The sequence below is a fragment of the uncultured Alteromonas sp. genome, assembly GCF_963976965.1.
Lineage (GTDB): Bacteria > Pseudomonadota > Gammaproteobacteria > Enterobacterales > Alteromonadaceae > Alteromonas > Alteromonas naphthalenivorans.
In genome coordinates, this window is the sequence record NZ_CAXBMP010000043.1 from 1 (window position 1) to 25,285 (window position 25,285).

The following is a 25,285-nucleotide window of genomic DNA, read 5'->3' on the forward strand; positions in this document are numbered from 1 at the left end:
TCATCGTACCTTAAGGCCTGACCTGCTTCGTAAAGCAAAATTTTAACACCACTTTCACTGGCGGTTTCACGTAATGAACCTTCACGTAGCTCAGCATTTAGCAACACAGGTACACCAAATGCTTTGGCCATCTCAAGTACTTCAGGGTCGTCTAAGTCAGCGCGAATTTGCGGTAAATTACTGCGATGGATTGCACCGGTATGCAGGTCTATGCCTACATCGCACTTTTGCACAATTTCCTTTAAGAACAAGTTGGCGAGTCGACCGGCCAACGAGCCTTTTTTACTGCCAGGAAAGCTGCGGTTGAGATCGCGACGGTCAGGCAAATAGCGAGACTGGTTTAACACCCCGTACACGTTCACCATAGGCACCGCGATTAGGGTACCTCTTAACCGTTCAATGGCCCGTGAGCGAATGAGTCTGCCTACAATTTCGATACCATTGAGTTCATCACCATGGATAGCGGCGCTAACAAACATCGTTGGGCCAGGGCGTTTACCACGGGTAACATACACGGGAATGCTCATGTTTGTCGCGGTGTATAACGGGGGCATCTCCAGCTCAATTTTCACTGATTCGCCTGGCGCGATACTCTGCCCACCAATGACTAAATTATCCACTGCCACTTAGCCTTTACCTCGTGTTTTGGTTTTGTGCGGCTCTGCACTTTTTTCAATAAATTCAATGATCATACCGGCCACATCTTTATTAGTGGCTTTTTCAATGCCTTCTAATCCTGGTGAAGAGTTTACTTCCATCACTACAGGCCCATTATTTGAACGCAAAATATCTACGCCACAGCAGTTCAAACCCATCGTTTTAGCAGCGTCTACGGCAGTTTTGCGTTCAGCTGGGCTTAGTCTTACCAAGCTGGCTTGACCGCCTCTATGAAGGTTAGAGCGAAACTCACCCGGTGCCGCTTGTCGTTTCATTGCGGCAACCACTTTACCGCCTACTACGAAGCACCGAATATCAGAGCCACCGGCCTCTTTAATAAACTCTTGCACTAGGATACTGGCATTTAACCCCATGAAGGCTTCAATAATTGATTCAGCCGCTTTATGGGTGTCGGCTAATACCACACCAATACCTTGAGTACCTTCAAGTAGTTTAATGACCACTGGCGCGCCGCCCACAGTTTTTATCACGTCTTCTATCTTATCAGGGTGGTGAGCAAAGCCAGTTCGCGGCATGCCAATGCCTTTACGTGATAACAGTTGTAGAGAACGTAACTTGTCTCTAGAGCGGCTTATCGCCACAGACTCATTAACACTATAGGTGCCCATCATTTCGAATTGGCGTACAACCGAAGTACCGTAAAAGGTAACAGAAGCGCCAATGCGAGGAATAACCGCATCGTAATAAGGAAGTCTTTTACCTTTGTAGCGCACCGATGGACGAGAACTGGTGATGTCCATATAGCAATGCATGGTATCAATAACATCTACTTCATGACCGCGAGCACGACCTGCTTCTACTAAACGAGAGGTTGAATAGAGACGAGAATTCCGAGATAAAATCGCTATGCGCATTGTAAATTGCCTGTTGTTATAAATTTTCAAAAAAGTGCTGCTTAATCATTAGCACCTTTTTGGGTGCATAGCCAGTTTAGTCGGACTGCAGCGAATTGGCGCGCATCATAAAGCACCTTTTATTAATGGTCTTACGAATTATTATTGTGGTGGCGACAGTAATATCTGGATGAACTCAAAAACGTTACGCGATAGCATGGGGTAACATGAGGATATAATGAGTTTTTTACTATGGTGCAGTGGTGGCAAGAGGTATTGGTTTGGCTTACGAGCTACCAATCAAACCTTATTTGGAGTGGGTTGGTTTTACTGTTTTATTTGGCGGCTTCACGAAAAATTCTTCCCAAACTTGAAACCAATATTGAGAAAACCAAATTAAAGTCTACCAGCGCAATTAAGGGGTTATTTGCCGCACGAGTTATTGTGGCGACCGTATCGTTAGCCTTGCTGCTTCTAGCGTGGGGAATCGACTTCTCAGGTCTATTGGTATTATCAACCTCTATTATCACGGTAACAGGGGTAGCGCTTTTCGCCAGTTGGTCACTGATAAGCAATATTACCGCTTATTTCATACTGTTGACGAACGTTGCGTATCGCCGAGGAAATTTTATTCGTATCCTCGATGGCGATAATTTTATAGAGGGCTATATTGCCGACTTAGGGCCATTTAGTACTCGGCTGGTTACTTCTGAGCGCGAAACCCTCATGTACCCCAATAACCTAATTTTAACTCGTCCTGTGCTTATAAATCCTAAATCAGCGTGGGGCACCATGGGTAAAGTAACCCCAACAACCGCAGCGACTAAAACGGAAGAACAATCCGATAAACCGACGAAAAAGAGCCAGGTGAAAAGCGCCCCCCAAATTTAGTCGCTATCGGTATAGTGTGACTCGCGAATATGGCGAGTCATACTTTGTAATAGTGCCCTAAGTTTTGCGGGTTTTAGCGGCTTAGATAAATAGTTAACCCCTTGATCCTTACACTTAACCACTAAATCTTCATCCGGCGTGGCTGTGATAAGCGCAGCGGGTAATATGGCATCAAGCTGGTATCTAATTTTATCTATTAAGGCTAAGCCGTTTTGCGTTTCATCGTGGCTTAATTGATAGTCCATCAATAATATCTGAGGTGATGTTTGCTCAATCAGGGCAAGCGCTTCATCCCAAGACCCCGCCAACATCACCTTAACGCCCCAGCGTGCTAGCAGCGTTTGCATGGCATCTAGGTTCTCCCTTTGATCATCTACGCAAAGTACCTGTAAACCAGTAAAGGTGGTGTTTTTATGCTTAGTTGTCGTACTTATCGAAGAACCTGGCTGGGCTTTTGGCAGGGTGAAGGTAAAGCAGCTCCCTTTTTGCAGTGTTGACGATACGGTTATATCGCTACCCAACTGCTGGCTCAACCTACGCACCACGCCTAGCCCCAAGCCGATACCATGTTCAGCACTTTGATTAATGCGATAGAAATCACTAAAGATGTTATCTTTTTTATCTTCCGAAATGCCGATACCCGTGTCGTAAACACGAAAAGAAACGACTGACCCTACGGGTTTTATAACCAATACAACTTTGCCGCTTTGGGTGTATTTCACTGCATTTGACAGCAGGTTTTGCATAATTCGATATAAGTAAGTCTTGTCGGCCATTACCCAAAGTGGTTTAATCCATACCCGCAGTGAAAGGCCTTTTTCCCGTGCCCGCATTCTTATATCGTCAATAAGCGGGCTGAGAAGAGCCTGCACATCCACGGGCTCAATGTCTGGTTTCATTTCACCTTGGTCAAGGCGTGAAATATCTAAAAGCGTACCGATAAGGGCTTCACTTGAGGTCACGGAGTGATGCAGCTTTTGAATGATTTCATGCACACCATTCGATAGTTCTTGTTCCTCTAGTGCCGAGATATATAACTTGGCGGCATTAAGAGGCTGAAGTACATCATGGCTGGCAAGTGCCAGGAAGCGAGTTTTACTGGCATTCGCATCTTCAGCCGCCTTTCTAGCCCGTATAAGTTCAGTTTCTGCACCAGAGCGCCGCTCTATTTCAAGGCGTAGCTCGGCGTTAATAGTATGCACCTCTTCGGTTCGCCGCTTAATTCTGGCTTCTAAGTCGATGTTTGATTCTTCAAGAGCTTGTTGAATTTCAATATGATCGGTGATGTCATTAAAACTGGTTACAAAGCCTCCGCCAGGTAGGGGATTGCCTACCATTTCTATTACGCGGCCATCTTTTCGCTGCCGTTTAAATCGGTGCGGGGTACCAGAGCGCAAGTGTTCTAGGCGCTTTTCTACTTCCGCTTCTACGTCCAGTTTGCCAAATTCTCCTTGTGAAGCATTGAAGCGGATAAGTTTCTCTATGGGTATGCCTACAGCAAGAAAATCTTCAGGGTAGGTGTATAGCGCTGCGTATCGCTTATTCCAAGCCACTAAATTTAAATGTTTATCGACTACGCTAATGCCTTGATCCATGTTCTCCAGCGAGGTCAAAAGCGCAGTCATATTAAATTGCATAGCTTGCGTGGTGTCATCGAAAAAGTTAATCACTTCCGTGAAGTCCATTTTCTTGCCACGCAGTGCGCTGTCTAATAACACTTTGGCGCTGGATGCACCTATAACACCGCCTAGCGCACGCTCACAAAACGCAAGAAAGTCTTCATCGGGAGAAGCTTGGTGGTTCAGCGTGCAACTATTGTGATGCTGATATTGCTCAATAAGCTGTTCGCATCGACCTGTACCCATGAAGGTTGATAGTAGCGTGGTGAGGTCAGATACCGTCACATTGCTATTAGGACCTTTAATCACACTATTTTTAACCACAGCAGGAGACACAAAGGCCTCGGCTTGAATTCTGTCGATGAGCCGGTGCGGGGCGAACCAAGAGAAAATAATATACATCACGGTATTAGCGCCAAGGCTTATCATCGCGCCTTGGCTGATAAGTTCGTTGTTGGCAAATTGCGAGGTTTGTTTTCCTACGAGCGGAAATACCAACCACAGTACCCAAAGTATTATTCCCACTAACAAGCCTGCGTAAACACCATGGGCATGGGCACGTTTCCAATATAATCCACCGAGGATCGCCGGCATCAACTGGATGACTAATGAAAACGCAATAAGCCCAATTGAGTGTAGCGAGCGGCTACTGGTCATTTGTTGATGATATAAAAATGCCATAAGTAAAATGAAAGCAATAACAACGCGTCGGATAAGGCGTATCTGCGCAGAGAAATCTCTTTTTTGCGCAGAATTTCCTCGAAATGCTAAATAGCGGGGCAATATCACGTCATTGGTTAGCATGGTGCTTAAGGTTAGGGTTGCCACAATTATCATTGCAGTAGCAGCAGATAATCCGCCCACAAATACAATAACTTGTAGCAAGGCCGAGCCCGAGAACATGGCGAGTGACAGTACATAGGAGTCTGGCTCAACGCTGGCGCCGGCAAAAATAGCTTTACCCGCAATAGCTATAATGGGAATAACCGCAGAAATTATCGCGAGATAAAGTGGGAACAACCAACGGGCCGTTTTTAAGTGTGAAAGGCTCAGGTTATCAATGACCGCCACATGAAATTGGCGAGGTAGACATACAATGGCAGCCGCGGCCATGATGGTTTGAGCGATAAAGTTGAACGAGCTAAATTGAGAGAGTGCGGCTGTATTCACAAAGGTTTCAAGAAAAGGGCCTGTTTCGGTTTGTCGCCACGCGCTGTAGCCCACAAAAGCCACTAACACCAACGCCAGTAACTTAATCGTAGATTCAAAGGCGATAGCGAGCATTAACCCTCGGCGGTACTCAGTTACATCGGCATGTTTAGTGCCAAAATAGATCGCAAATACAGCAATAAACGTGGTGGCAGCAATCACGATAAAATTACTATTAGGCTGCTGGGTTAACAACTGAAAAGTAGAGCCAATCGCTTTTAACTGCAACGCAATATAGGGAATGGTAGCCAACAGTGCGATAACGGTCACTAGCAGAGCGACGGTTTGACGCTTCCCATAACGCGACGCGATAAAGTCAGAAATTGTGGTGATATGTTGCTTTTTACTCACCAGAGTTAGCTTATAAATAAATCGATACCCAAGCACATAGACCAATATTGGCCCTAACATAATGGGTAGGTAAATCCATGTGTCGCGACTGGCTTGTCCCACCATGCCGAAAAATGTCCACGCCGTGCAATATATGGCCAGTGCCAGCGAGTAGATGGCTGGATGCGAGGTTAACGCGCGGGCACGGGGCGAGTTCTTATCGCCCCAACTCGCCAAAGAAAAAAGCAAAAATAGATACAGTACCGCAAGCGTAACCCAACCGAACGTCATGAATTCCCTTTAACGTAAAGTTAACAAGTCTGTGTGCATTATAATCATTTCGACCATGGTCTACCTACGACCATGGTCTCATTTTGAATTTGAATAGTGAGGTCTAGAGTATACATCGTGCTCCTAAGTGCTTGACTTTTGCCGCTCTGAGGCCTGTTCGGTCTAAATGAAAAAGCTTGGCAATAATGTTAGCAAAGCTGGGCGTTAGGAAAATGTAAAAATAAAACAATTGATTAACCTGACATGAGGACGGAACAATGGCATTTAGAAATGATGACGACAAAAAAGCATATTGGAAGGAGAACTTGTCTCTCCTTGCCAAGCTTTTAATCGTTTGGTTTGCGGTGTCGTTTGGCGCCGGCATTTTGTTTGTCGATGTGCTAGACAATATCCACTTTTTTGGATTTAAACTGGGTTTCTGGTTTGCGCAACAAGGTTCCATTTATGTATTCGTCGCTCTAATTTTTGTTTATATGTCAAAGATGAAGGCGATGGATAAACGTTATGGCGTAAACGAGGAGTAATACCATGGACGTTCAACTACTAACATTTATTATTGTAGGCGCAACATTTGCGCTATATATCGCCATAGCTGTATGGGCTAGAGCGGGTTCTACTAACGACTTCTACGTTGCTGGTGGCGGTGTGCCTCCCGTGCTAAACGGTATGGCTACCGCTGCAGACTGGATGTCGGCAGCATCATTTATTTCAATGGCCGGCCTTATTTCCTTTATGGGATACGACGGCGCAGTTTACCTAATGGGATGGACTGGAGGCTATGTATTGCTTGCCTTGTGTCTAGCACCCTACCTACGTAAATTCGGTAAATTTACTGTACCGGATTTTATTGGCGACCGCTACTACTCCCAAACCGCGAGAACCGTTGCAGTTTTCTGTGCGATCTTTGTTTGCTTTACCTATGTGGCAGGGCAAATGCGAGGCGTAGGCGTAGTATTTAGTCGTTTCTTAGAAGTCGATATCGTGACGGGTGTAGTTATTGGCATGGTTATCGTGTTTTTCTACACGGTACTTGGTGGCATGAAAGGCATTACCTATACTCAAGTTGCGCAGTTTTGCGTAATGATTTTTGCTTATATTGTGCCTGCGGTATTTATCTCTATCATGGTAACTGGCCACATTCTTCCACAAACGGGGTTCGGCGCCACGCTCGCAGATGGGTCGGGGATGCATATACTGCAGAAACTCGACAGTCTGTCGGTGGAGCTCGGATTTCATGAATATACCTCCGGCTCGAAGAGTACCATCGATGTGTTCTTTATTACTTTTGCATTGATGGTAGGTACAGCTGGATTGCCTCACGTTATCGTTCGCTTCTTCACTGTACCGAAAGTACATGATGCGCGTAAGTCGGCAGGTTATGCATTAGCATTTATTGCTATTCTTTACACTACGGCACCGTCTCTTGCAGCTTTTGCTCGCGTAAATATGATTGAAACCATTAACGGGCCTGAACTAACTGGTACAAGTTACGAGCAAGCACCGTCGTGGATTAAAAACTGGGAGCAAACTGGGCTTATCGAGTTCAACGATAAGAACGGTGATGGGGTGATGTTTTACTCTGGTGATGAGCGCAACGAAATGAAAGTTGACCGTGACATCATGGTATTAGCTAACCCTGAGATAGCAAATTTACCAGCATGGGTCATTGCATTAGTGGCCGCTGGTGGCGTAGCTGCAGCACTGTCTACTTCCGCAGGCTTACTGCTTGTTATCTCTACATCGGTGTCTCATGATTTGTTGAAGCGTAACTTTGCGCCCAATATAACCGATAAGTCTGAGCTCTTTTATGCGCGACTGGCCGCAGGGGTAGCCATTGTTATTGCAGGTTACTTTGGGATTAATCCACCGGGCTTTGTGGCGCAGGTGGTCGCCTTCGCGTTCGGTCTGGCGGCATCCAGTTTCTTCCCTGCCATTATTATGGGTATCTTTAGCAAACGTATGAATGATAAAGGCGCTATTGCAGGCATGATTGCAGGTATTGCGTTCACTGCTGCCTATATCATTTACTTCAAGTTTGTTAATCCTGCGGCAAATGTACCTGAAAACTGGTGGTTTGGTATTTCGCCAGAGGGCATAGGTACGTTAGGTATGATAGTTAACTTCCTTGTTGCTTTTATCGTGTTTAAGTTTACCGATGAGGCGCCGGAAGAAATTCAAGAGTTAGTAGAAAGCATTCGCTATCCGAAAGGGGCGGGCGAGGCATCTGCACACTAACGGCTAGAAGTTAATTGTTAAAACAAGAAGCTGACGCTCAGTAATTAACTGAGCCTTTATTAAGCCAACCCGTTCAAAGAGGAAACTCTAAAAGCGGGTTGGTTTTTATCGTTTCAGGAGCATTGTGTATGACAGCTATTGCCCAGCAAGTCGCAGATTTTGTTGCTGCATCTGCGCCCTTTGATACGCTTGATGTGGATTCATTAACTGATTTACTTACCTCGGCAGAATTGCTTTACGTAACAAAAGAAAACCTAAAGACCTTAGTTGGACAATCTCGCCGAATTTATCTCATTCAAAGCGGCCAGTTTTCGGTAAGTACCGAGCAAGACGCCCCCCGTTATGTTAGTGAAGGGGACTACTTTGGCTTCCAGCGTGTTTTGGATGGTAGAGACTATCCAATGTCGGTGACGGTAGAGAGCCCAGGTCTAGTGTACAGCTTTGATGAAGCACCATTTAAAGCGCTTCTTCGTTTCGATAGCATTAATACTTTTTTTAATGGATTGCGACATGATGCACTACAAAATCAGGCTATAACAGAGTCAAAATCTATGTGGTTGTACAAACCACTTTGTGATTTAACAGAAAAAGCACCCATTGGCACCGATGTAAATACGCCCATTCAACAAGCGGCTCAACTGATGACCGATAACCGTGTGTCGTCTCTTCTCATTACTGAAGCAGGGCAGCTAGTGGGTATCGTTACCGATAGAGATTTACGTTCCCGAGTGGTTGCCGCCGGTGTTGCGCTGACGAACCCTGTTAGCAGTGTTATGACCTCGTCGCCAGCGAATGTTGCCAGTAACCTAACGTTATTTGACGCCATGGCGTTAATGACCGAAAAAAACATTCATCATCTGCCTATTTTAGATAAAGACAGTCATGAACCCGTGGGTATGGTGACGGCCAGTGATATTGTTCGCCATCAACGAGGCAGCGTTCTATTTATTATTGGCGAACTGTCGAAAGCGAGCAATTTGTACGAATTAACGCGTTTAGCGTGGCAGCTTCCACACTACTTTTCTGCACATGCTAAACACGCAGGCGATTATGATATTGCAGGTAAAGTGCTATCTCAGGCCACTGATATTATGACGCGAAAACTCATTGGCTTCTTTCAGCAAGAACATGGTAAAGCCGGCATGATGTTTTCGTGGCTAGTCTATGGCTCACAAGCGAGAGAAGATCAGACAATGGGATCGGATCAAGACAACGCGTTGCTATTAGCTAAATTGCCCACGCAAGCACAAGCCGATTACTTTGCCGCCATGGCTGACTATGTCTGCAAGGGATTAGCAAAATGTGGTATTAAGCTATGCAGTGGCAATATTATGGCGAGTAATCCCGAGCTGAGGTTAACGTTAGAGCAAGCGGTTGAACAAGCGCGGAAATGGGTAAATGCGCCTACCAAAGATGCCATTATGCACTTTAATATCTTTCTTGATGCACGCTGCGCCGCGGGTGATGTGGGCTTGTTTAAAACGCTACAACGTCAAAGAATGCCCCTGCTTAAACAAAGTTTATTTCTTGCGGCATTGTCCCGTCATGCAAATGAAGTCTCTGTACCTCTTTCTATGTTTCAAAAATTTACTTATGAGAAGGGAGGGAAGCTGAAAGATACGATCGATTTAAAAGTACGTGCGGTGGCACTGATCAACAATATTGCGCGTATTTATGCCCTAGCAGGAGGGATATCAGTACCTGGCACTCTCGCAAGGCTATCTCTGTTGCCCGAAAATTCTGAGCTTTCTACCAAAGATGCAGCGAATTTGCGGGATATTTGGATATTTTTAAATCGATTACGCTGGCGGCACCAACTTCAGTATAACGTGGCAGATAATAGTGTGTCAGTGTCGTCTTTATCTTCTATAGAAAAGCATCAACTAAAGGCATCGTTTCAAGCTATCGAAAGAGCCCAAAAAGCAATTATTATAAATTTTTCCGGTGGCATGGCATAGGTATGTTGCAATGGCTAAGTAACTGGTTATCTGGGCGCGGTCCATCATCATTCGATAGGTTCAAAAACGCGACCTTACAAGACTCTACCCTTATGTCGATTGATTTAGAGCTGACCTCCTTAAACGCCAATGAGTCAGAAATTACCTCTTTTGGCTGGGTATGTGGGCGTAATAGCAGCATTGCTCTAGAAACTAGCGCTTATAGCGTTGTGAAAACCAAGGCGTCTTTAGGGCAAAGCCCCGTTATCCATGGACTTATTCAGGACAATATTGCAAAGGGCGAGAAAATAGAAGATGTGCTGACTAAATTTACCGCACAGTTACCCTCGAAGGTTTTAGTTATCCATAATGCGAATTTAGATTTGGCGGTGCTAGATGCGGTATTTAGGCGATTAAATTTACCGGCACAAGAGGTTTATTACATCGACACTTTACAACTTGCTTTGTATGAATTGAAAAAAGAGCACGAAGTCGTTCCCTCAAATAGTGCATCCCTAGGTGCATGCTTACTACGAGCTGGTTTACCGGCGGTGCCTCAACATAATGCCTTAGAAGATGCCATGGCAGCGCTACTCCTATGTTATGCACAGTTAGCGTCATTAGGGCTAACACAACAAAGTTGCTTGGCAGACTTATCACATACTAAAGCGCTTGGTAAGAAAACACTTGGGGTGGTTAAGCCTTAATAAATTACCCTAAACTAAGCATTACCATACCACTTAAATTTCCGGCTCCATAACATTGTGAGCCTTTTCCACGCTACTTACGACACAGTTTCTACCTTGCCCTTTTGCAGCATAGAGGCTTTTATCAGCTTGCAGCATAGTGAAGTCGATGGTTTTGTTGTCGTCTGGATTTTTAGTTGCTACCCCAGCGCTAATTGTCACTCTTGCAAGGTTTGAATCAGCGTGGGGAATGTTTAAATTAAACACGGTTTCCAAAAGTCGATTGGCGACTAATTTTGCGCCTTTTTTATCAGTGCTAGGTAGAATAACTAAAAACTCTTCACCGCCCACACGAACTAATTTGTCCATAGGACGCAACAAGCTATCGTTAATTGCCTTGCTAAGCCTCCATAAGCAGCTATCGCCTTCCATATGCCCATATCGGTCGTTGAACCGCTTAAAGTAATCAACATCGAAAAGTACAAGAGAAAGAGGGTTATGACTCCGCTTGCCATCTTTCATCAAGCGCGGAAGGTAGTCTTCTAAATAATGTCTATTATAGGCGCCTGTTAGCCTATCGATATAAATGAGATTTTCTAACAGATCATTTTTGAGCTTATGATTGAGGTGCGCTTTCACGCGATTTTGTAACGTGCATGCATTAATAGGTTTGGTCACAAAATCAACACAGCCAGAATTCCAGCATTTTGATTGGGCTTCGTCAGATGTTGTTGCGGTAACGAAGATAATTGGAATATCAGACTTGCTCGGGTTTTCACGCAAGGCTTTTGCAACTTGATGGCCATCCATGTCTGGCATATAAACATCCATCAAGATAAGATCAGGCGTATTTTCTTCACAGTAAGCAAGCGCTGCTGCACCGGAAGAAACAGATGTACAACTAACAAACTCATCAAGAAGCCCTTCTAAAATTATTCGAGAGCTTGCTTGATCATCTACAATTAATAAATGGCAGTCTGATAATGTTCGTTTATTTACTTGCTCAATAAACATGTTAGTCCTTTACCTACAATGCAGCTGTTTCCAACTATTTGTAAACCTTATACTCAGAGTAACGCGGCGAGTGAAAAAAATGCATTAAACATAAGTTTAATAATTAACATTTTCACTCATTTAGATTAACGATATAAAAAGAAGCACGTACAGTATTAGGTTAGTTACCAGCCCTATCATATAAAAATAGGTTCTCGGACTTGGATTACGCTCAGTCGCCATCGCATAATATAATGCCATATGAACAATTCTACATAAGCCATACACCCAAACTAAGATAGCCAGATAGAGAGGGGTAACACCAACAAACATGCAAAGTATGGCTGGAATAATAAACTGGTTTACGTTCTCAAGTGAGTTGTGAAACGTTCTATGGCTTCTAAATACAAAACTGTCATGACTTAAGTCTTCTGCGACTTTTCCTGGTACATAAGACGACTGTTTGCGATGCGCTACTGCAGCAACGATATTTTGAACTAATACCGTTAAAATGATTACCGCAAGCCCTGCGATAGTGTAAGTGTAAATAATGAACATGACTTCATCCTTGTAAGCTAGTTAATTGGTATACGGGCTAGAAGAAGGTTCTGGATTACAAAAAATATCAGTGCTAATGAGTTTGCACGGAGTGTCTTACATGGAAGGGGGGAAGTAGCGGAAACCCGCTACTTACTATGAATGGACTATAACGCTTTTTTAACTTCAGCAGGAAGCAGTACAGTGTCGATAACGTGAATCACACCATTTGATGTTTTTACATCAGCTTTCGTTACTGTTGCATCGTCAATCATCACTTTGCCCATGGCGGTAACCACCTTCACATCACTGCCTTCAACAGTAGTTGCACTGGTCAGTGACATAACATCTTCCGCCATGACTTTGCCGGATACTACATGGTAAGTAAGTACTTGTGTTAATAGCGCCTTATTTTCAGGCTTCAATAACATCTCTACGGTACCTTCAGGTAATTTAGAGAAGGCTTTGTTGGTAGGAGCGAATACAGTGAAAGGACCGTCACCTTTTAGTGTGTCTACTAGGTCGGCGGCTTTTACAGCAGTCACCAATGTTGAGAATGTTTCTTGACTAGCAGCAGTATCAACAATATCAGTTTTCTCGGACTCCATATGATGGCCAGCAAAAGCAGAAAGACTCATCAAACTCATCATTACCAATGGGATTAACTTACGCATAAAATTTTTCCTTAAATTGAGATAGAAAATTAAATGATGTTGCGCAGGTTGTTACGCTACCACCTCAATTTGGATGATTAAGTTTACGTAATGGGAAAAGTAGGAAGATATGAATATGTAAAAATAATGTTAAATTATTGGGTGCTGCGCTATACTTCGCCAAGGTGTTAATAGGGGAGGGCTGCATTATGTTACTTCGACATCTTATTACTGCACTACTCGTTTTTATCGGTTCAGCTATGCTAGGTTGTGCTAGCACTACGCCCGTTGTTGCCAAGAATCCTTATCCTGCATTACACGACCATCTATTTCCAAGTTATGCGTCTTTTCCAATTGAAACGGAAGAGGAGGTATTTGCACTAGAAGAAGATGCTCAGTTATTTGTCGATGAGGCTGTTTTTGAGTCGGGAGGAAAAACAACCAACGTAAAAGGTCTGATCTCGTCAATCTTTGACCATTCTGAAATGGGACTATTGTACCGCAGCAATGCGAACTCGGTTGCCAGTGAGACGTTTTATAATCGTTCTGCCAACTGCCTTTCTTTGTCTATCATGACTTACGCTATGGCTCAGCACGCAGGCTACGATGCCACATTCTATGAAGTAGATATACCCGAGTATTGGACAAGGCGTGACGGCTTCAGTTTTTTAAATGGTCACGTAAACTTAACTATCAATGTCCCGAAAGATCCATTAGTGACCAACATCGGACCAAGTAGTGCAGATGTTGATTTTGACCCACAAATGATCAGAACGCACTTTCCACGGGTGCCGGTTACCAAGCGCCTCGTGCTGTCTATGTTCTATAACAACAAAGGCGCCGATGCGCTAATTGCCAACAGTTATACGCGGGCATACAGCTACTTTAGGGCTGCTGCAGTATTATCGCCAGAGTTACAACAAAGTTGGGTCAATTTAGGTGTGCTTTACCGTATGGTCGACGCATTTGAAGCCGCAGAGCAAAGTTATCAGTTTGCGTTAAATCTAGATGAGAACAATCTGACCGCGTGGGACAACTTGTCTATTTTGTATTACCACCAAGGGTTATTTGATAAATCAGCACAAATTAAAGCAAAGGTAGAAGCGCAACGAAAAGAAAATCCTTTTTATCATTTCATTCTTGGGGAGCAAGCTTTGGACGAAGGGGAGTTAGCAGATGCATTGGAACATTTCCAACGCGCGCTTCGCTTAGATAATACCAGACACGAAGTGTTTTTTGGGTTGGCTAAAGTGTATTACGAGATAGGAGATATCAGTAACGCTGAGCGTTACATCAAACGCGCAATTCAACTTGCACCCAATTCACAAGATGAGAACCGGTACATGAGTAAGCTTTCCACGATTGCTCTGAACTACTAATTAATAACGACTAACTACTTACAAAATGAGTAGTGACCACGTAAATGCGGCGAGGGTATCAATAAATTACACCAACAAAAAAGCCACGTTAAAACGTGGCTTTTTTAATAGGATAGCGCTCTTTAGATAACACCTAGCTCTCTCAAACGCTCTTGCAGATATGTGCCTGCAGTATGACGTTCTGAAAGCTTTACATCCGGACGAGGGTGTAAGAACAGTGGTAATGAAATACGCGACTTGGTCATGTCTGCGCCATCTGGATTCACAACACGGTGAGTCGTTGATGGGAAGTAGTGACCTGATGCTTCTTGAAGCATGTCGCCGATATTTACAATCAGGCTACCAAAATCACAAGGTACATCCAACCAACTGCCATCTTGCGCTTTTACTTGTAACCCTGGTTCGTTAGAAGCAGGAAGAATAGTAATAAGATTAATATCTTCGTGAGCCGCCGCGCGAATAGCATCCACTTCTTCTTCGCCACTTAATGGTGGATAGTGAAGTACACGTAGTAGCGTCTGATCTGAATCTTTGATCATGTCGCCCAACGGTTGGCTGTACTTATCGCTGACTTCTTCTGGAGAATGTTTCTCAATCCAGCTCAATAGTTCAGAAGCAAGCGTGTTGGCTTCTGAATAGTACTGCGACAGCAAAGGACGAAGCTCGTCAGGACATTGACCCCAAGGGTAATAATGGAAGTACTCTTTAATATCTTTTTTCGTGAAGCCTTTGGCTACCTCTGAAACACTCTGAGGGAAGAATCCATCTTGCTTACCTTTGTTGTAAAGGTAGTCATTTTTTTCTTCGCTATCGAAAAATCCTTGCCAGCTATCGTAAATGCCTTGCACGAGTGACTGTTGAATAGGGTGGTTTTTCAATACCCCAAAGCCCGTCTCTCGTAGTGACTTAACGAATTCTTCTTGGGCGTTTTCCGCCGTGTAATCAACAGCAACTAATTGCATAACATTACCCCGTTTATTTTGATTGCGGCATTATAAAGGTAGACGGGCCGCCAAAAAAGCTTTGGTAGTTGACTTAAATCAATCAACCTAATCTAAGATACCTAATGTAATCAATGTAGACCATTTAGTCTACATTTGGGCGATATCTTAGCCTGAAAATTAATCTAGTAATTAACTTTGTCGTTTAGCCAAGTGCTAAGTAAAAGCCTGCGAGCGCTGCGCTCATCAAGTTTGATAACGTTGCTGCAATAACTGCTTTTAGGCCCAACTGAGCAATTTCTTTTCGGCGAGTAGGTGCCATAGCACCAATACCACCCATCAAAATAGCAATAGAGGACAAGTTTGCAAAACCGCAAAGTGCAAAAGTGACAATAGCTTGCGTTGATTCAGATAACTCTGAACGTACGTCAAGGTAATTTAGGTAAGCCACAAATTCGTTCACTACCATTTTCTGACCGATAAAGCTTCCTGCTATCTGTGCTTCTTCCCACGGAACGCCAATTGCCCATGCTAAGGGTTGAAGTATGTAACCCATGATCCCTTCAAAGGTGACATTTTCATACCCTAACAAGCCACCTGTCCAACCCACTAGTCCGTTGAACATGGCAATTAGGGCGATGAAGGCAAGTAGCATAGCGCCCACATTTAATGCGAGTGTCATCCCAGATGCAGCACCGCTAGCAGCCGCATCGAAGACGTTGGCGTAGCCAGTGTCTTCCGAATCTATTTCGCTTAAACCGTCTTTAGGTTCTTCGGTTTCTGGCAAGATGATTTTTGCCATCAACATACCGCCAGGGGCTGCCATAAAGCTTGCAGCGAGTAAGTATTTCAAATCTACGCCCATACCCGCATAACCCGCCATTACCGAGCCTGCAATAGAGGCAAGACCACCAACCATCACGGCGAATAGCTCAGAACGCGTCATATGAGGTATGAAAGGACGAACGACTAATGGGGCTTCTGTCTGCCCTACAAATATGTTTGCTGCCGCTGACATAGATTCAGGACGACTAGTTCTTAATACCTTTTGAAGGAAGCCACCAATCACTTTAATAATTAAGCCCATCACTTTTAAGTGATATAGCACAGCAATAAGTGATGAAAAGAAAACGATAACGGGCAACACATTAAAGGCGAATATAAATGCAATGGATTTATCGCCAATAGGACCAAAGAGAAAGTTAATTCCATCTTGACTGTAGGCAATGATGTTAGCAACAAACCCTGTTGCTGCTAACAGAACTTCTTTGCCAGGCTCAGAATACAGAACAAATGCGCCGATTAAAGCTTGCATAGCAAAGGCGCCACCGACAGTACGCAAACTAATGCTGCGTTTCGCCGACGAAAGCGCAAATGCAATACCTAAAAGGACTGCAATGCCCAGTAAACTCACCATAATATCAATCCTTTATAGAAGCGCTTGCTGTATGTGAGATTTGATCACATCTAGAGCAATTTGGTTTTTACCACCTTGTGTAACTACTACATCAGCAGTGAACCGGCTTGGCTCGATAAATTGGTGATACATGGGTTTTACCGTTTCTTCGTACTGTTTGGCAACTGACTCGATAGTGCGCCCACGCTCTTTGATATCTCGTATCATGCGGCGCATAAGACAAATATCGAGTGGGGTATCGACAAAGATTTTAACGTCATAAAGTGGCAGAAGATCTGCACGAGCAAGCAGCATAATTCCCTCAAGAATAATGACTGGCGCTGGGTTCAAACGTTCGGTGTCAGGCAGGCGAGTGTGCGTTTTAAAGCAGTAATGAGGGTAGTCAATAGGCTGACCTTCTCGAAGTGCCTGCAAATGCGCTTTAAGCAATTCATGCTCAAATGCATTGGGATGGTCGTAGTTGTTTTTTTCTCGTGCTTCCATGGGCAAGTGGTCTTGAGCGCGATAATAGTGATCTTCGCGAAGCACTTGCACAGGCCTTCCTTGAGCAGAGAAGCCGTTAAACAAATTTTCGGTAAACAGTGACTTTCCAGAGCCTGAAGCTCCAGAAATGGCAATAATTAAAGGCGATTGCATAATTTTAGAAAGCTGATTTTATTGGAGCAAAGATACGCGTTTAGCCTCTACGAATCAATGTTATATTCATACCAGTTGGTCAAATGGATCGCTATTTGCTAGCCGAATCAATAACATTCGCTTAATTTGAGTGCGTTTTCATTCCTAAATTTATTTTTATACCACTGTCATAATTGATTAAAAAATAGCTAGTTTCCGATAATTTCTACATCGTCAGGCGATAAATGGGTAAGCGCATAAGAATGCTGTTTTGAACGAGAACCTTCACCTTGGGCACGAGGAGGGTAATAGCGCTCTTTTTCCTCAGGGTACAAGGCAAATACTTCATCAAGTGATGCTCTGATTTCGCTTAACGTTTTATCTAAGTTGGCGTTAAAGTCTGGCCTTTTACGTTTTGTGTGCCCTAATTCAATCAATCGAGCAAAGGCTTTATTTGCAAGTGCAATAAGTTCAATAGGGACATCTTTATGTGGGGGAAGTGGGTGCTCTGGGTTCTCTGTGCAATATTTAACGAGCGCTGTATAAAAGCAAAGAGGCTTGTTTTGCAATATAACAACGGTGTCATTTACGCTATTGCCTAACGTCTTATCGCGCAAATTAATAACAAGTTTGGGCTTAGGAGGGACAACTAATTCTTCACTGACAACATGCTTGGTTTTCCGCTGTCTAGGGATAGCAAACGCAGGTGCAAGCAATACTGATATTATTAAAGCCCACCAACTAAACTTAAGGTTTTGATACATAGGGAGCGATTGCATGATTAGCGTAATTTTTTGCTCTGCGTTTTCGAATACAAAAGTATGGGATAAGCTATATTCGGGATAGGTTACATCAGCATTCACGCCTTGTATTGAGGCGACTCTAATCGGATAATTGTCAGCGGCTAAATCTTCGTTAATAGTTTCGATATAGCGACCCACCGCATAAGTATTTACGGGGGTATTTAGTGTTGCATTCCCAACATCAAGAAACGCGCTGTCCAATATTACTCTTCTTTCTACGTTGTCTTTCGCATTATGACGAGCTAACTGAATACCTATAACCTGGCCAAACGTACTGATGATTTGAAGTACCGCAAAGAGTATAAGTGCACAAATTAGGGTAAACGGGCGAACAGTTGACATCATATTACTCATCTTCACTACATCCATTCACAAGAACTAGGGTTTTGTAATAGGGACGTGCATGAGAGTCGGCGATGTCTTTCACTACAGACTGCATGGCGCAGAGTAAATCAGTGTTTTGCATTTGCATCTTCAAAAACCATTGCATGCCGCTAACACTTTTTAATAGAGGCGTTGCATAGTTCTTGGACAAAATTTGCGCATCTTCCTCGGCCCAGTACGATGAAATAATATCAACTTCACCAGCAAGCAATGCTCTGCGCAAATCTTTGTGGGAATTGAAGTTCACAATGTTCACGTTATTCTCAGTTAACCCAAGGTTTTGAAGTATGGTTTTTGGAACTATGTGCCCTGAGCGGCTGGAAGGGTAATCGAGCAGGCCAATTCGCTTGCCAAGTAAGTACTCTTTTTCAAGCAGGGGTTTTTCACGCTGAGATATAAAGAAAGCGCTGTAATTGGGGTGCGAGGCTATTAGGGTTAAACCATAAATTTGATCTGCACCGAAAGCATCTACTACATTACGTTTAATTAACGCTAAATCGACCACTCCGTGGTTTATATATCGAAAGGTATCATAGTCACTTTGCCCGACGATGACCCTGACTTGGCCAAATTGCCTTTTGATGATTTTGTTGTCGCATAAACGTTCTAACGCCATATTCGCGATAGACCCATCTGTGACATACACTGAAAAGGTATCTAAATTATTTTGTAACTCGGTTTGGCAGGTTAAAGTTCGACCAGTTTGAGGAGGCACAGGAATAAATTCTATTTTCTTTGAAAAATAGCCAGCGCTACCGCAAACAAGTGCGGCAATAAGGAGTATGAACCACCTTCCGGTAGCAATAATTCTGACTTTTGGCAAAAAAATAACCAAATGAGTTAGTGATTTATGTGCTAATTTCATCAGCTAAGGTTATTTATTGCAATAGGTAAATTTATTTTAATTGGTTATAATCATGAAAAATAAGTGTTTTTTACAAATCAGACTGAATTTTGTTAAACGCTGTTTATTAGTCCATGATATGTCATCAATAGAAACCACAAGAACAAGTCAGACGACCTTGGTTTTGATAAGTAAAATAACTTGACCAAATGGTCAGGTGTGTGGTGCAAAAAATGAGATGAAATCACGTCACGGAATTGACGCAGAATTGACGAAATATACAAAACTGTAATAAATATGACACGAAGGTCTATAACAATTTCATCCACTTAAAGAAGTCTTTTAGTCAATATCAGAGGTCGTAGAGGGGAATAAATTCCCTCTGCGCTAAAAAAAAAGAATTTTAAACAAAAAGGGAAACACACATGTACTCATCAGCTAAGCTCAGCCGCGTTGCTGCAGCAGTTGCACTAACAGTGGGTCTAACCACGACTGCAATGGCTCAAGTAACGTCTTCAGATATGAATGGCCAAATCGTCGGTCCAAACGGCAACCCTGCTGTTGGAACCGTAGTTAAAGTAACTCACGTACCAACTGGTGCGGTTAAATCAGTCACAGTAAATAGTGCTGGTACATTTAACCTTCGTGGTTTACGTGTAGGTGGTCCTTACACTGTTGAAATCGACTCAGATGAATTTGCAGATCAAACGATCAGCGATATTTACCTAGAGCTTGGTGAAGCGGCAACTATCCAAAGAACACTTGAATCTGCAGCTGATTACGAAAATATCGTAGTAACGGCTTCTCAAGTAGGTAGCTTGGCATTCGGTCAAACTGGCCCTTCAGCAAACTTTGATTTGGCAACACTTCAACAAGCGCCAGCGATTAACCGTGATATCACTGATATCGTTCGTATTGACCCTCGTATCTACGTAGATGAAGGCGGTAGCGGTGGTATCCAGTGTGTTGGTAAAAGCCCGCGTTTTAACAGTTTAACTGTTGATGGCGTTCGCATGAATGACCTTTTCGGTCTTAACTCGAACGGTTACCCTACAGAAAGAATGCCTTTCTCTTTTGACGCTATCGAAGGCGTATCAGTAGAAATTGCTCCTTTTGATGTAATCTACGGCGGTTTCTCTGCGTGTAACATCAGTGCGGTAAGTAAAACAGGTACAAACGAAGTTCACGGTTCAGCGTTCTACGACTATGGTAGCGACAGCCTACGTGGTGACTCTCTTGAAGGTGATGATATCAACCTTGGTAGTTACACTGAAAAACGTTACGGCTTCACAGTGGGTGCCCCACTAATCAAAGATAAGTTGTTTGTTTTTGCTGCTTACGAAAAACTAGAAGGCGCAAATACATTTGACCGTGGTGCTATCGGTTCTGGCGCAATTAATGAAGTAGCGCTTACACAAGCCCAGCTTGAACAAATTCAGTCTGTATCTCAGTCACTATATAACTTTGATGCCGGCACAACTCCTCTAAGCATGCCTAATGAAGATGAAAAGCTTCTTGTTAAGTTAGACTGGAACATCAACGAAAATCACCGTTTTGCGTTTACGTACAACTACAACGATGGTAACAACTTCTCAGAATCTGACGGCGACGCAGATGAGTTTGAACTATCTAGCCACATTTACGAGCGTGGCGCAGAGCTTCAATCGTTTGTTGGTGTACTTTACTCAGACTGGACAGACAAATTCTCGACTGAAATTCGTGTTTCTCGCACCGAGTTAGATAACCTACAGCGTTCTATGTACGGTGACGGCACTCCAGGCGGCAACGACTTTGGTGAAATCAAAATTGAGCTAGGTAATGACACAGATACTTCTGATGACGACCTAACCGTTTTCCTAGGTTCTGATGACAGCCGTCAAGCAAACGACCTAGATTGGGAAGCGCTTAGCCTAATGTTCCGTGGTAACTATTACTTCGACAACGGCCACGCGTTAACTTTCGGTTATGAGAGTGACAAACTAGATATCTACAACCTTTTCGTTCAGCATTCTGAAACCTCTATTACTTTTGAAAGCTTGGAAGATTTCACTAACGGAACAAATGCAGAAATCGAATACGGTTACGCTTATTCTGGTGAATTGTTAGACCGTGCTGCAGAGTGGGGTTACACGTCACACTCTACTTACGCACAAGATGAGTTCTACCTTACTGATGATTTGAAAGTGGTTGCTGGTTTACGTTATGACTGGATCACAACGTCAGACGAGCCTGTTGGAAACGCTGATTTCGTAGCTGGAAACGGTTATGACAACACAGCTAACCTAGACGGTCTTAGCTTACTACAACCACGTGTTGGCCTTAACTACACGGTAAGTGACTCAACTGAATTACGTGGTGGTGTTGGTTTATTCTCAGGTGGTAACCCGAACGTATGGATGACAAACAACTATCAAAATACTAACGTTATTGGTGGTGAAGTTGATGGTGAATACGCTGACTTATTCGACGGCAGCATTACATGGGTTAACACAGAAGACGGCGTAACAGCTGGCCCTGGTTACTCAGTACCTTCTGATTTAGACGAAGAAATGTCTTCTGGAGCAGGTAGTAACTTTGAAAGTAACAACCTAGATCCAGGCTTCGTAATGCCTCGCGAATGGAAAATCTCTGCGGGTATGACTCATATCAATGATGAAGACTACGTATTCAACTTAGATTTCCTTCTAAGCGTGACGCAGAAACAAGCCATGATTAAATATGTGGGTCTTGAGCGTGTAGGCACAACTGATGAAGGTTACCCTGATTATGATTCAGTAGGTTACGGTTCACTTGAACTGACTAACTCTGATGAAGATTCAGTGTCTTACTCACTAACAGCGACCATGAACAAGTCTTGGGACAATGGTATTACTTTCACCGGTGGTTATAACTACAGCCACGCTGAAGATGTACAACCAATGACGAGTTCAGTAGCGTTCTCTAACTTCCAGTACAGAGCATTTACTGACATCAACGAAGAAGTATCTTCACTGTCTGATTGGAACATTGAACACCGCTTTACTGCTGACCTTCGTTACACAACTGAACTTATCGACGGTTACAGCACTATCTTCTCTGCTTATGCAGTAGCGCAGTCTGGTCGTCCGTTTAGTTACACCATCAGTGGTAACTCTGTATATGGCTACACGCCGTATCTTGAAGGTAACAACGTATTACCGATTGGCGCAGAGCGTAACGATGAAACTAGCCCTTGGTGGTTCAAAATGGATATCGCAGTTAGACAAAATATTCCTGCGTTCCGTGAAGATCACTCTGCTCAGGTTTACTTCGTTATGAATAACTTCACCAACTTCATCAACGATGAATGGGGTATTTTGGAAGAAGTTAACTTCAATACTGCTGCGCTAGGTACATCATCTCCTGAAAGTCGTCAGGGTGATGCATCACTTTGGGAAATGCGTGTAGGTATTGACTACCGCTTCTAAGCAACAGTTTAAAAACCAGTTGTAGTGTTAAATGCCACTTTCCAATTTTGGAAGTGGCATTTTTTTTATCTTGCAAATCAACTTCTCTTTATGTTTCTCATCGCATCGATTTTCTTTTTCTGATCTAACTATTGCCGCCATACGAACGAATAACTAAATGAATTGTTCACATGGAGAACTTATGTCTAAACATATATTAATGGTAATGACCTCACATGAATTGTTAGGTGATACAGGCAAGAAAACAGGAATGTGGCTGGAAGAGTTCGCTTCACCCTACTATGCGTTCAAAGATGCGGGGTATACCATCACCTTAGCTTCACCTATGGGCGGCCAAGTGCCAATCGACCCAAATAGCTTGGCAGATGATGCTATGACCGACGATGCTATCCGTTACACAAAAGATGAGGTTGCAAGAAGCGCAATGTCTTCAACTATTGTGTTGGAAGATGTTCGTGCAGATGAATTTGATGCCGTGTTCTATCCGGGCGGCCACGGTCCGTTATGGGACTTATCTGACAATACTCACTCCACAATGCTAATTGAAGATATGGTGAAAGCTCAGAAGCCTGTAGGCGCCGTTTGCCATGCTCCTATCGTACTTAAAGAAGTAAAACGCGCCGATGGTGAATTTTTTATTAACGGCAAAACCGTTACTGGCTTTTCAAATAGTGAAGAAGACGCAATGGGGTTAACCGACGTAGTGCCTTATTTAGTGGAAGACGCGCTTATCAGTAAGGGCGGTAAGTATGAAAGTACCGACGACTTTGGCGTTAAAGTGTGTGTTGACGGTCTGTTGGTAACCGGACAGAATCCAGCATCATCAGGCCCCGCGGCTGAAGCGCTTATTAAGGTACTTTCGTAGGGTACTTCAAGCACTTACACTACTCACTTAGCCCGTGTTGTCTAATTGACAGCTGGTATAACGGGTTTATAAAGCGTTAATGATTACGAAAATAAGAAAACGCCGCTGACTGTGTTCTATCTCAAACAGATTAGAGATAGAACACAGGAAATGCGGCGTTTTTTATAAGTTAAATGTTAGAAGCTAGCTTGAACATTAAAACTCATTGTACGTCCTAGTGGATCATACAAAGAGTCATCATATCCGCGCCATTCCCTAGGTGCGTACTCTTCAAATTCATCGGTAATATTCGCAATTCCGGCAGAAACCTTCACATTATCGTTCACATGATATGAAACCGTCACATTATGTTTAAAATAATTGTCGGCGTAATCATAGTAATCGTAATAGGTTTCACCGTTGGCACCGATGAATAGCGTTCTCCAAGATGCCGTCCATTTATCGCCGTCGGTCCAATCTACCGTCAAGTTAGCGCGATTATCAGGATAGAACAATTCACCTGCCCACTCAGTACCTTCTTCTTCGTAACTAAATACATGGGAGTATTCAAGGTTGACACCAAAATCACCAATTTCAGTGGCCAGATCGTAGTTCGCGGTAATATCAAAACCGTTGGTCTTCACTTCTGAGTAGTTTGTGTAACCAGAGGTAATCGATGTAATTTTACCATCGCTATCACGAACGATACTGCTAGACGTACCATCTAAGTCAGCAGCAATTAGGTCATCTACGTCGATATCTTCGATTTTATTTTCGTAATCATATTGGTAGTAAGACACTTCGAGTGATAAATCATCAGTGACATCGTAAACCACACCAAGCGTAAGCGACTCAGAGTTTTCTGGGCTAAGGTCTGGGTTACCGCCGTAATAGGTTAGGTGTTGCTGACCTGATGAGCAGTAACTATCGTCGCTACCAGGGTTATCTAGTGTATCGCAGTAATAGGTATCGTATGCGCTTGGGAAGCCGTAAGAGATGGTCGCGAACATTTCACTCATTGTTGGTGTACGGAAAGCTTCTCCCCAGCTAGCACGAAGTAAAAGTGACTCAGTTGGGCGCCAGCTGATACCTAGCTTAGGTACGGTATCTGAGAACTCAGAGGTTGAAATACTTTCGCCTGTATCCCCTTCAAGCTCGTACCCGTCGTAACGAAGTGCAGCAGATACTTCCACTTCATGGGGTAGTTCGATAGCAAACTCAGTATAGTAAGACTGTCGCTCACGAGTCGCATACACGTCGTCACCGCCCGAACCGCCTGAAATAATACCCAAGCCCGATTCAGGGTCAGATATCTGCTCAAAATCAAGGTAAGAGTACTCAGCGCCGAAAACAGCACTCACTGTCATGAAGTTATTCGAGAAACTTCGCCAGAAATGCTGCCGTCAATAATGTCACGCATCTGTGTAGACTGGTAGGTGCCAGTGTGATCAGCGCTAGCCAATAGCTCAGCGTTATAAGCAGACCAGTCGTCGGTACTTAAACCTTGAACATTAAATAAATCCAACTGTTCAGTATCAATTAAATCTTGTACAACTGTGTCGTTAACTAAGTTGTAATTGAATACCTCTTCTTTTGCAGACGTGCGTTGGTAATAAACTTGCCAATCCCACTCATTGCCACCAATGTCGGTATAGCCTTCAAGGCCGTAACCGTTCACCAAGGCCCTATTGACAGGCAGCTTTGAAGTCGTCGAGCAGAG

Annotated in this window: 20 protein-coding genes and 1 pseudogene; 8 read left to right on the forward strand and 13 right to left on the reverse strand. The window is 43.6% G+C overall.

All coding sequences use genetic code 11. From position 1 onward, the window contains the following. On the reverse strand, positions 1-626 hold a 626-nt coding region (locus AAC006_RS19925; protein WP_339892338.1), incomplete at its 3' end, for a succinylglutamate desuccinylase/aspartoacylase family protein. Beyond that, positions 627-1,532: a 30S ribosomal protein S6--L-glutamate ligase gene (gene rimK / locus AAC006_RS19930; protein ID WP_013782564.1), complete on the reverse strand. Its 906-nt coding sequence runs from the start codon at positions 1,530-1,532 to the stop codon at positions 627-629. 231 nt (positions 1,533-1,763) lie between these two features. On the opposite strand from rimK, the gene AAC006_RS19935 reads away from it, so the two are divergent. Beyond that, a complete protein-coding gene (locus AAC006_RS19935; protein ID WP_126872871.1) occupies positions 1,764-2,402 on the forward strand; it encodes a mechanosensitive ion channel family protein in 639 nt (212 codons plus the stop codon). On the opposite strand, the gene AAC006_RS19940 is transcribed toward AAC006_RS19935, so the two are convergent. Further along, a complete protein-coding gene (locus AAC006_RS19940) occupies positions 2,399-5,851 on the reverse strand; it encodes a PAS domain-containing hybrid sensor histidine kinase/response regulator (protein ID WP_126872870.1) in 3,453 nt (1,150 codons plus the stop codon). The two genes, AAC006_RS19935 and AAC006_RS19940, sit on opposite strands and share 4 nt — an antisense overlap. A 257-nt stretch (positions 5,852-6,108) precedes the next feature. Between AAC006_RS19940 and AAC006_RS19945 the strand changes: the two genes are divergently transcribed. The 4 genes from AAC006_RS19945 to AAC006_RS19960 all read left to right on the forward strand — a co-directional run bounded on the left by AAC006_RS19945 (position 6,109) and on the right by AAC006_RS19960 (position 10,730). Beyond that, positions 6,109-6,375, forward strand: a complete 267-nt coding sequence (locus AAC006_RS19945) for a DUF4212 domain-containing protein (RefSeq protein WP_013782567.1) — start codon at positions 6,109-6,111, stop codon at positions 6,373-6,375. A gap of 4 nt (positions 6,376-6,379) precedes the next feature. Then, positions 6,380-8,086 carry a sodium:solute symporter family protein gene (locus AAC006_RS19950; protein ID WP_126872869.1) on the forward strand — a complete coding sequence of 569 codons (1,707 nt, stop codon included), beginning with the start codon at positions 6,380-6,382 and terminating at the stop codon, positions 8,084-8,086. Between the two features lie 128 nt (positions 8,087-8,214). Beyond that, the gene (locus AAC006_RS19955) at positions 8,215-10,044 is read left to right on the forward strand and encodes a DUF294 nucleotidyltransferase-like domain-containing protein (RefSeq protein ID WP_338456271.1); all 1,830 of its coding nucleotides are present in this window, start codon (positions 8,215-8,217) and stop codon (positions 10,042-10,044) included. Positions 10,045-10,046: 2 nt separating this feature from the next. Next, entirely contained in the window at positions 10,047-10,730 is a 684-nt protein-coding gene (locus AAC006_RS19960; protein WP_338456272.1) for a 3'-5' exonuclease, read from the forward strand. Positions 10,731-10,763: 33 nt separating this feature from the next. Here AAC006_RS19960 and AAC006_RS19965 read toward each other — a convergent pair whose 3' ends face one another. From AAC006_RS19965 to AAC006_RS19975, 3 genes are all read right to left on the reverse strand, one after another. Further along, positions 10,764-11,723: a diguanylate cyclase gene (locus AAC006_RS19965; RefSeq protein ID WP_126872867.1), complete on the reverse strand. Its 960-nt coding sequence runs from the start codon at positions 11,721-11,723 to the stop codon at positions 10,764-10,766. Positions 11,724-11,843: 120 nt separating this feature from the next. After that, complete coding sequence (locus AAC006_RS19970) at positions 11,844-12,260, reverse strand: MAPEG family protein (protein ID WP_208806165.1); 417 nt, start codon at positions 12,258-12,260, stop codon at positions 11,844-11,846. 146 nt (positions 12,261-12,406) lie between these two features. Then, the gene (locus AAC006_RS19975) at positions 12,407-12,913 is read right to left on the reverse strand and encodes a fasciclin domain-containing protein (RefSeq protein WP_013782573.1); all 507 of its coding nucleotides are present in this window, start codon (positions 12,911-12,913) and stop codon (positions 12,407-12,409) included. Between the two features lie 188 nt (positions 12,914-13,101). Between AAC006_RS19975 and AAC006_RS19980 the strand changes: the two genes are divergently transcribed. Continuing rightward, the gene (locus AAC006_RS19980) at positions 13,102-14,271 is read left to right on the forward strand and encodes a tetratricopeptide repeat protein (RefSeq protein WP_013782574.1); all 1,170 of its coding nucleotides are present in this window, start codon (positions 13,102-13,104) and stop codon (positions 14,269-14,271) included. A gap of 122 nt (positions 14,272-14,393) precedes the next feature. On the opposite strand, the gene AAC006_RS19985 is transcribed toward AAC006_RS19980, so the two are convergent. The 5 genes from AAC006_RS19985 to AAC006_RS20005 all read right to left on the reverse strand — a co-directional run bounded on the left by AAC006_RS19985 (position 14,394) and on the right by AAC006_RS20005 (position 19,254). Continuing rightward, a complete protein-coding gene (locus AAC006_RS19985; protein WP_339350194.1) occupies positions 14,394-15,233 on the reverse strand; it encodes a 2OG-Fe(II) oxygenase family protein in 840 nt (279 codons plus the stop codon). A gap of 184 nt (positions 15,234-15,417) precedes the next feature. Beyond that, the gene (locus tag AAC006_RS19990; RefSeq protein ID WP_339350196.1) at positions 15,418-16,629 is read right to left on the reverse strand and encodes a NupC/NupG family nucleoside CNT transporter; all 1,212 of its coding nucleotides are present in this window, start codon (positions 16,627-16,629) and stop codon (positions 15,418-15,420) included. A 12-nt stretch (positions 16,630-16,641) separates the two neighbouring features. Further along, entirely contained in the window at positions 16,642-17,265 is a 624-nt protein-coding gene (gene udk, locus AAC006_RS19995) for a uridine kinase (protein WP_126872864.1), read from the reverse strand. Positions 17,266-17,453: 188 nt separating this feature from the next. Further along, a complete protein-coding gene (locus AAC006_RS20000; RefSeq protein WP_339892342.1) occupies positions 17,454-18,401 on the reverse strand; it encodes a hypothetical protein in 948 nt (315 codons plus the stop codon). Further along, positions 18,394-19,254 carry a PhnD/SsuA/transferrin family substrate-binding protein gene (locus tag AAC006_RS20005; RefSeq protein ID WP_339892344.1) on the reverse strand — a complete coding sequence of 287 codons (861 nt, stop codon included), beginning with the start codon at positions 19,252-19,254 and terminating at the stop codon, positions 18,394-18,396. The genes AAC006_RS20000 and AAC006_RS20005 overlap by 8 nt, the downstream gene beginning before the upstream one ends. Before the next feature lie 446 nt (positions 19,255-19,700). Between AAC006_RS20005 and AAC006_RS20010 the strand changes: the two genes are divergently transcribed. Beyond that, positions 19,701-22,721, forward strand: coding sequence for a TonB-dependent receptor (locus AAC006_RS20010; protein ID WP_288388699.1), 3,021 nt, complete (start codon positions 19,701-19,703; stop codon positions 22,719-22,721). A 181-nt stretch (positions 22,722-22,902) separates the two neighbouring features. Next, positions 22,903-23,586, forward strand: coding sequence for a type 1 glutamine amidotransferase domain-containing protein (locus AAC006_RS20015; protein ID WP_013782581.1), 684 nt, complete (start codon positions 22,903-22,905; stop codon positions 23,584-23,586). A gap of 176 nt (positions 23,587-23,762) precedes the next feature. Here AAC006_RS20015 and AAC006_RS20020 read toward each other — a convergent pair whose 3' ends face one another. Then, entirely contained in the window at positions 23,763-24,932 is a 1,170-nt protein-coding gene (locus tag AAC006_RS20020) for a TonB-dependent receptor (protein WP_339892347.1), read from the reverse strand. Continuing rightward, positions 24,929-25,285, reverse strand: a pseudogene (locus AAC006_RS20025) (hypothetical protein); the annotation flags it as partial. The gene AAC006_RS20020 and the pseudogene AAC006_RS20025, both read right to left, overlap by 4 nt.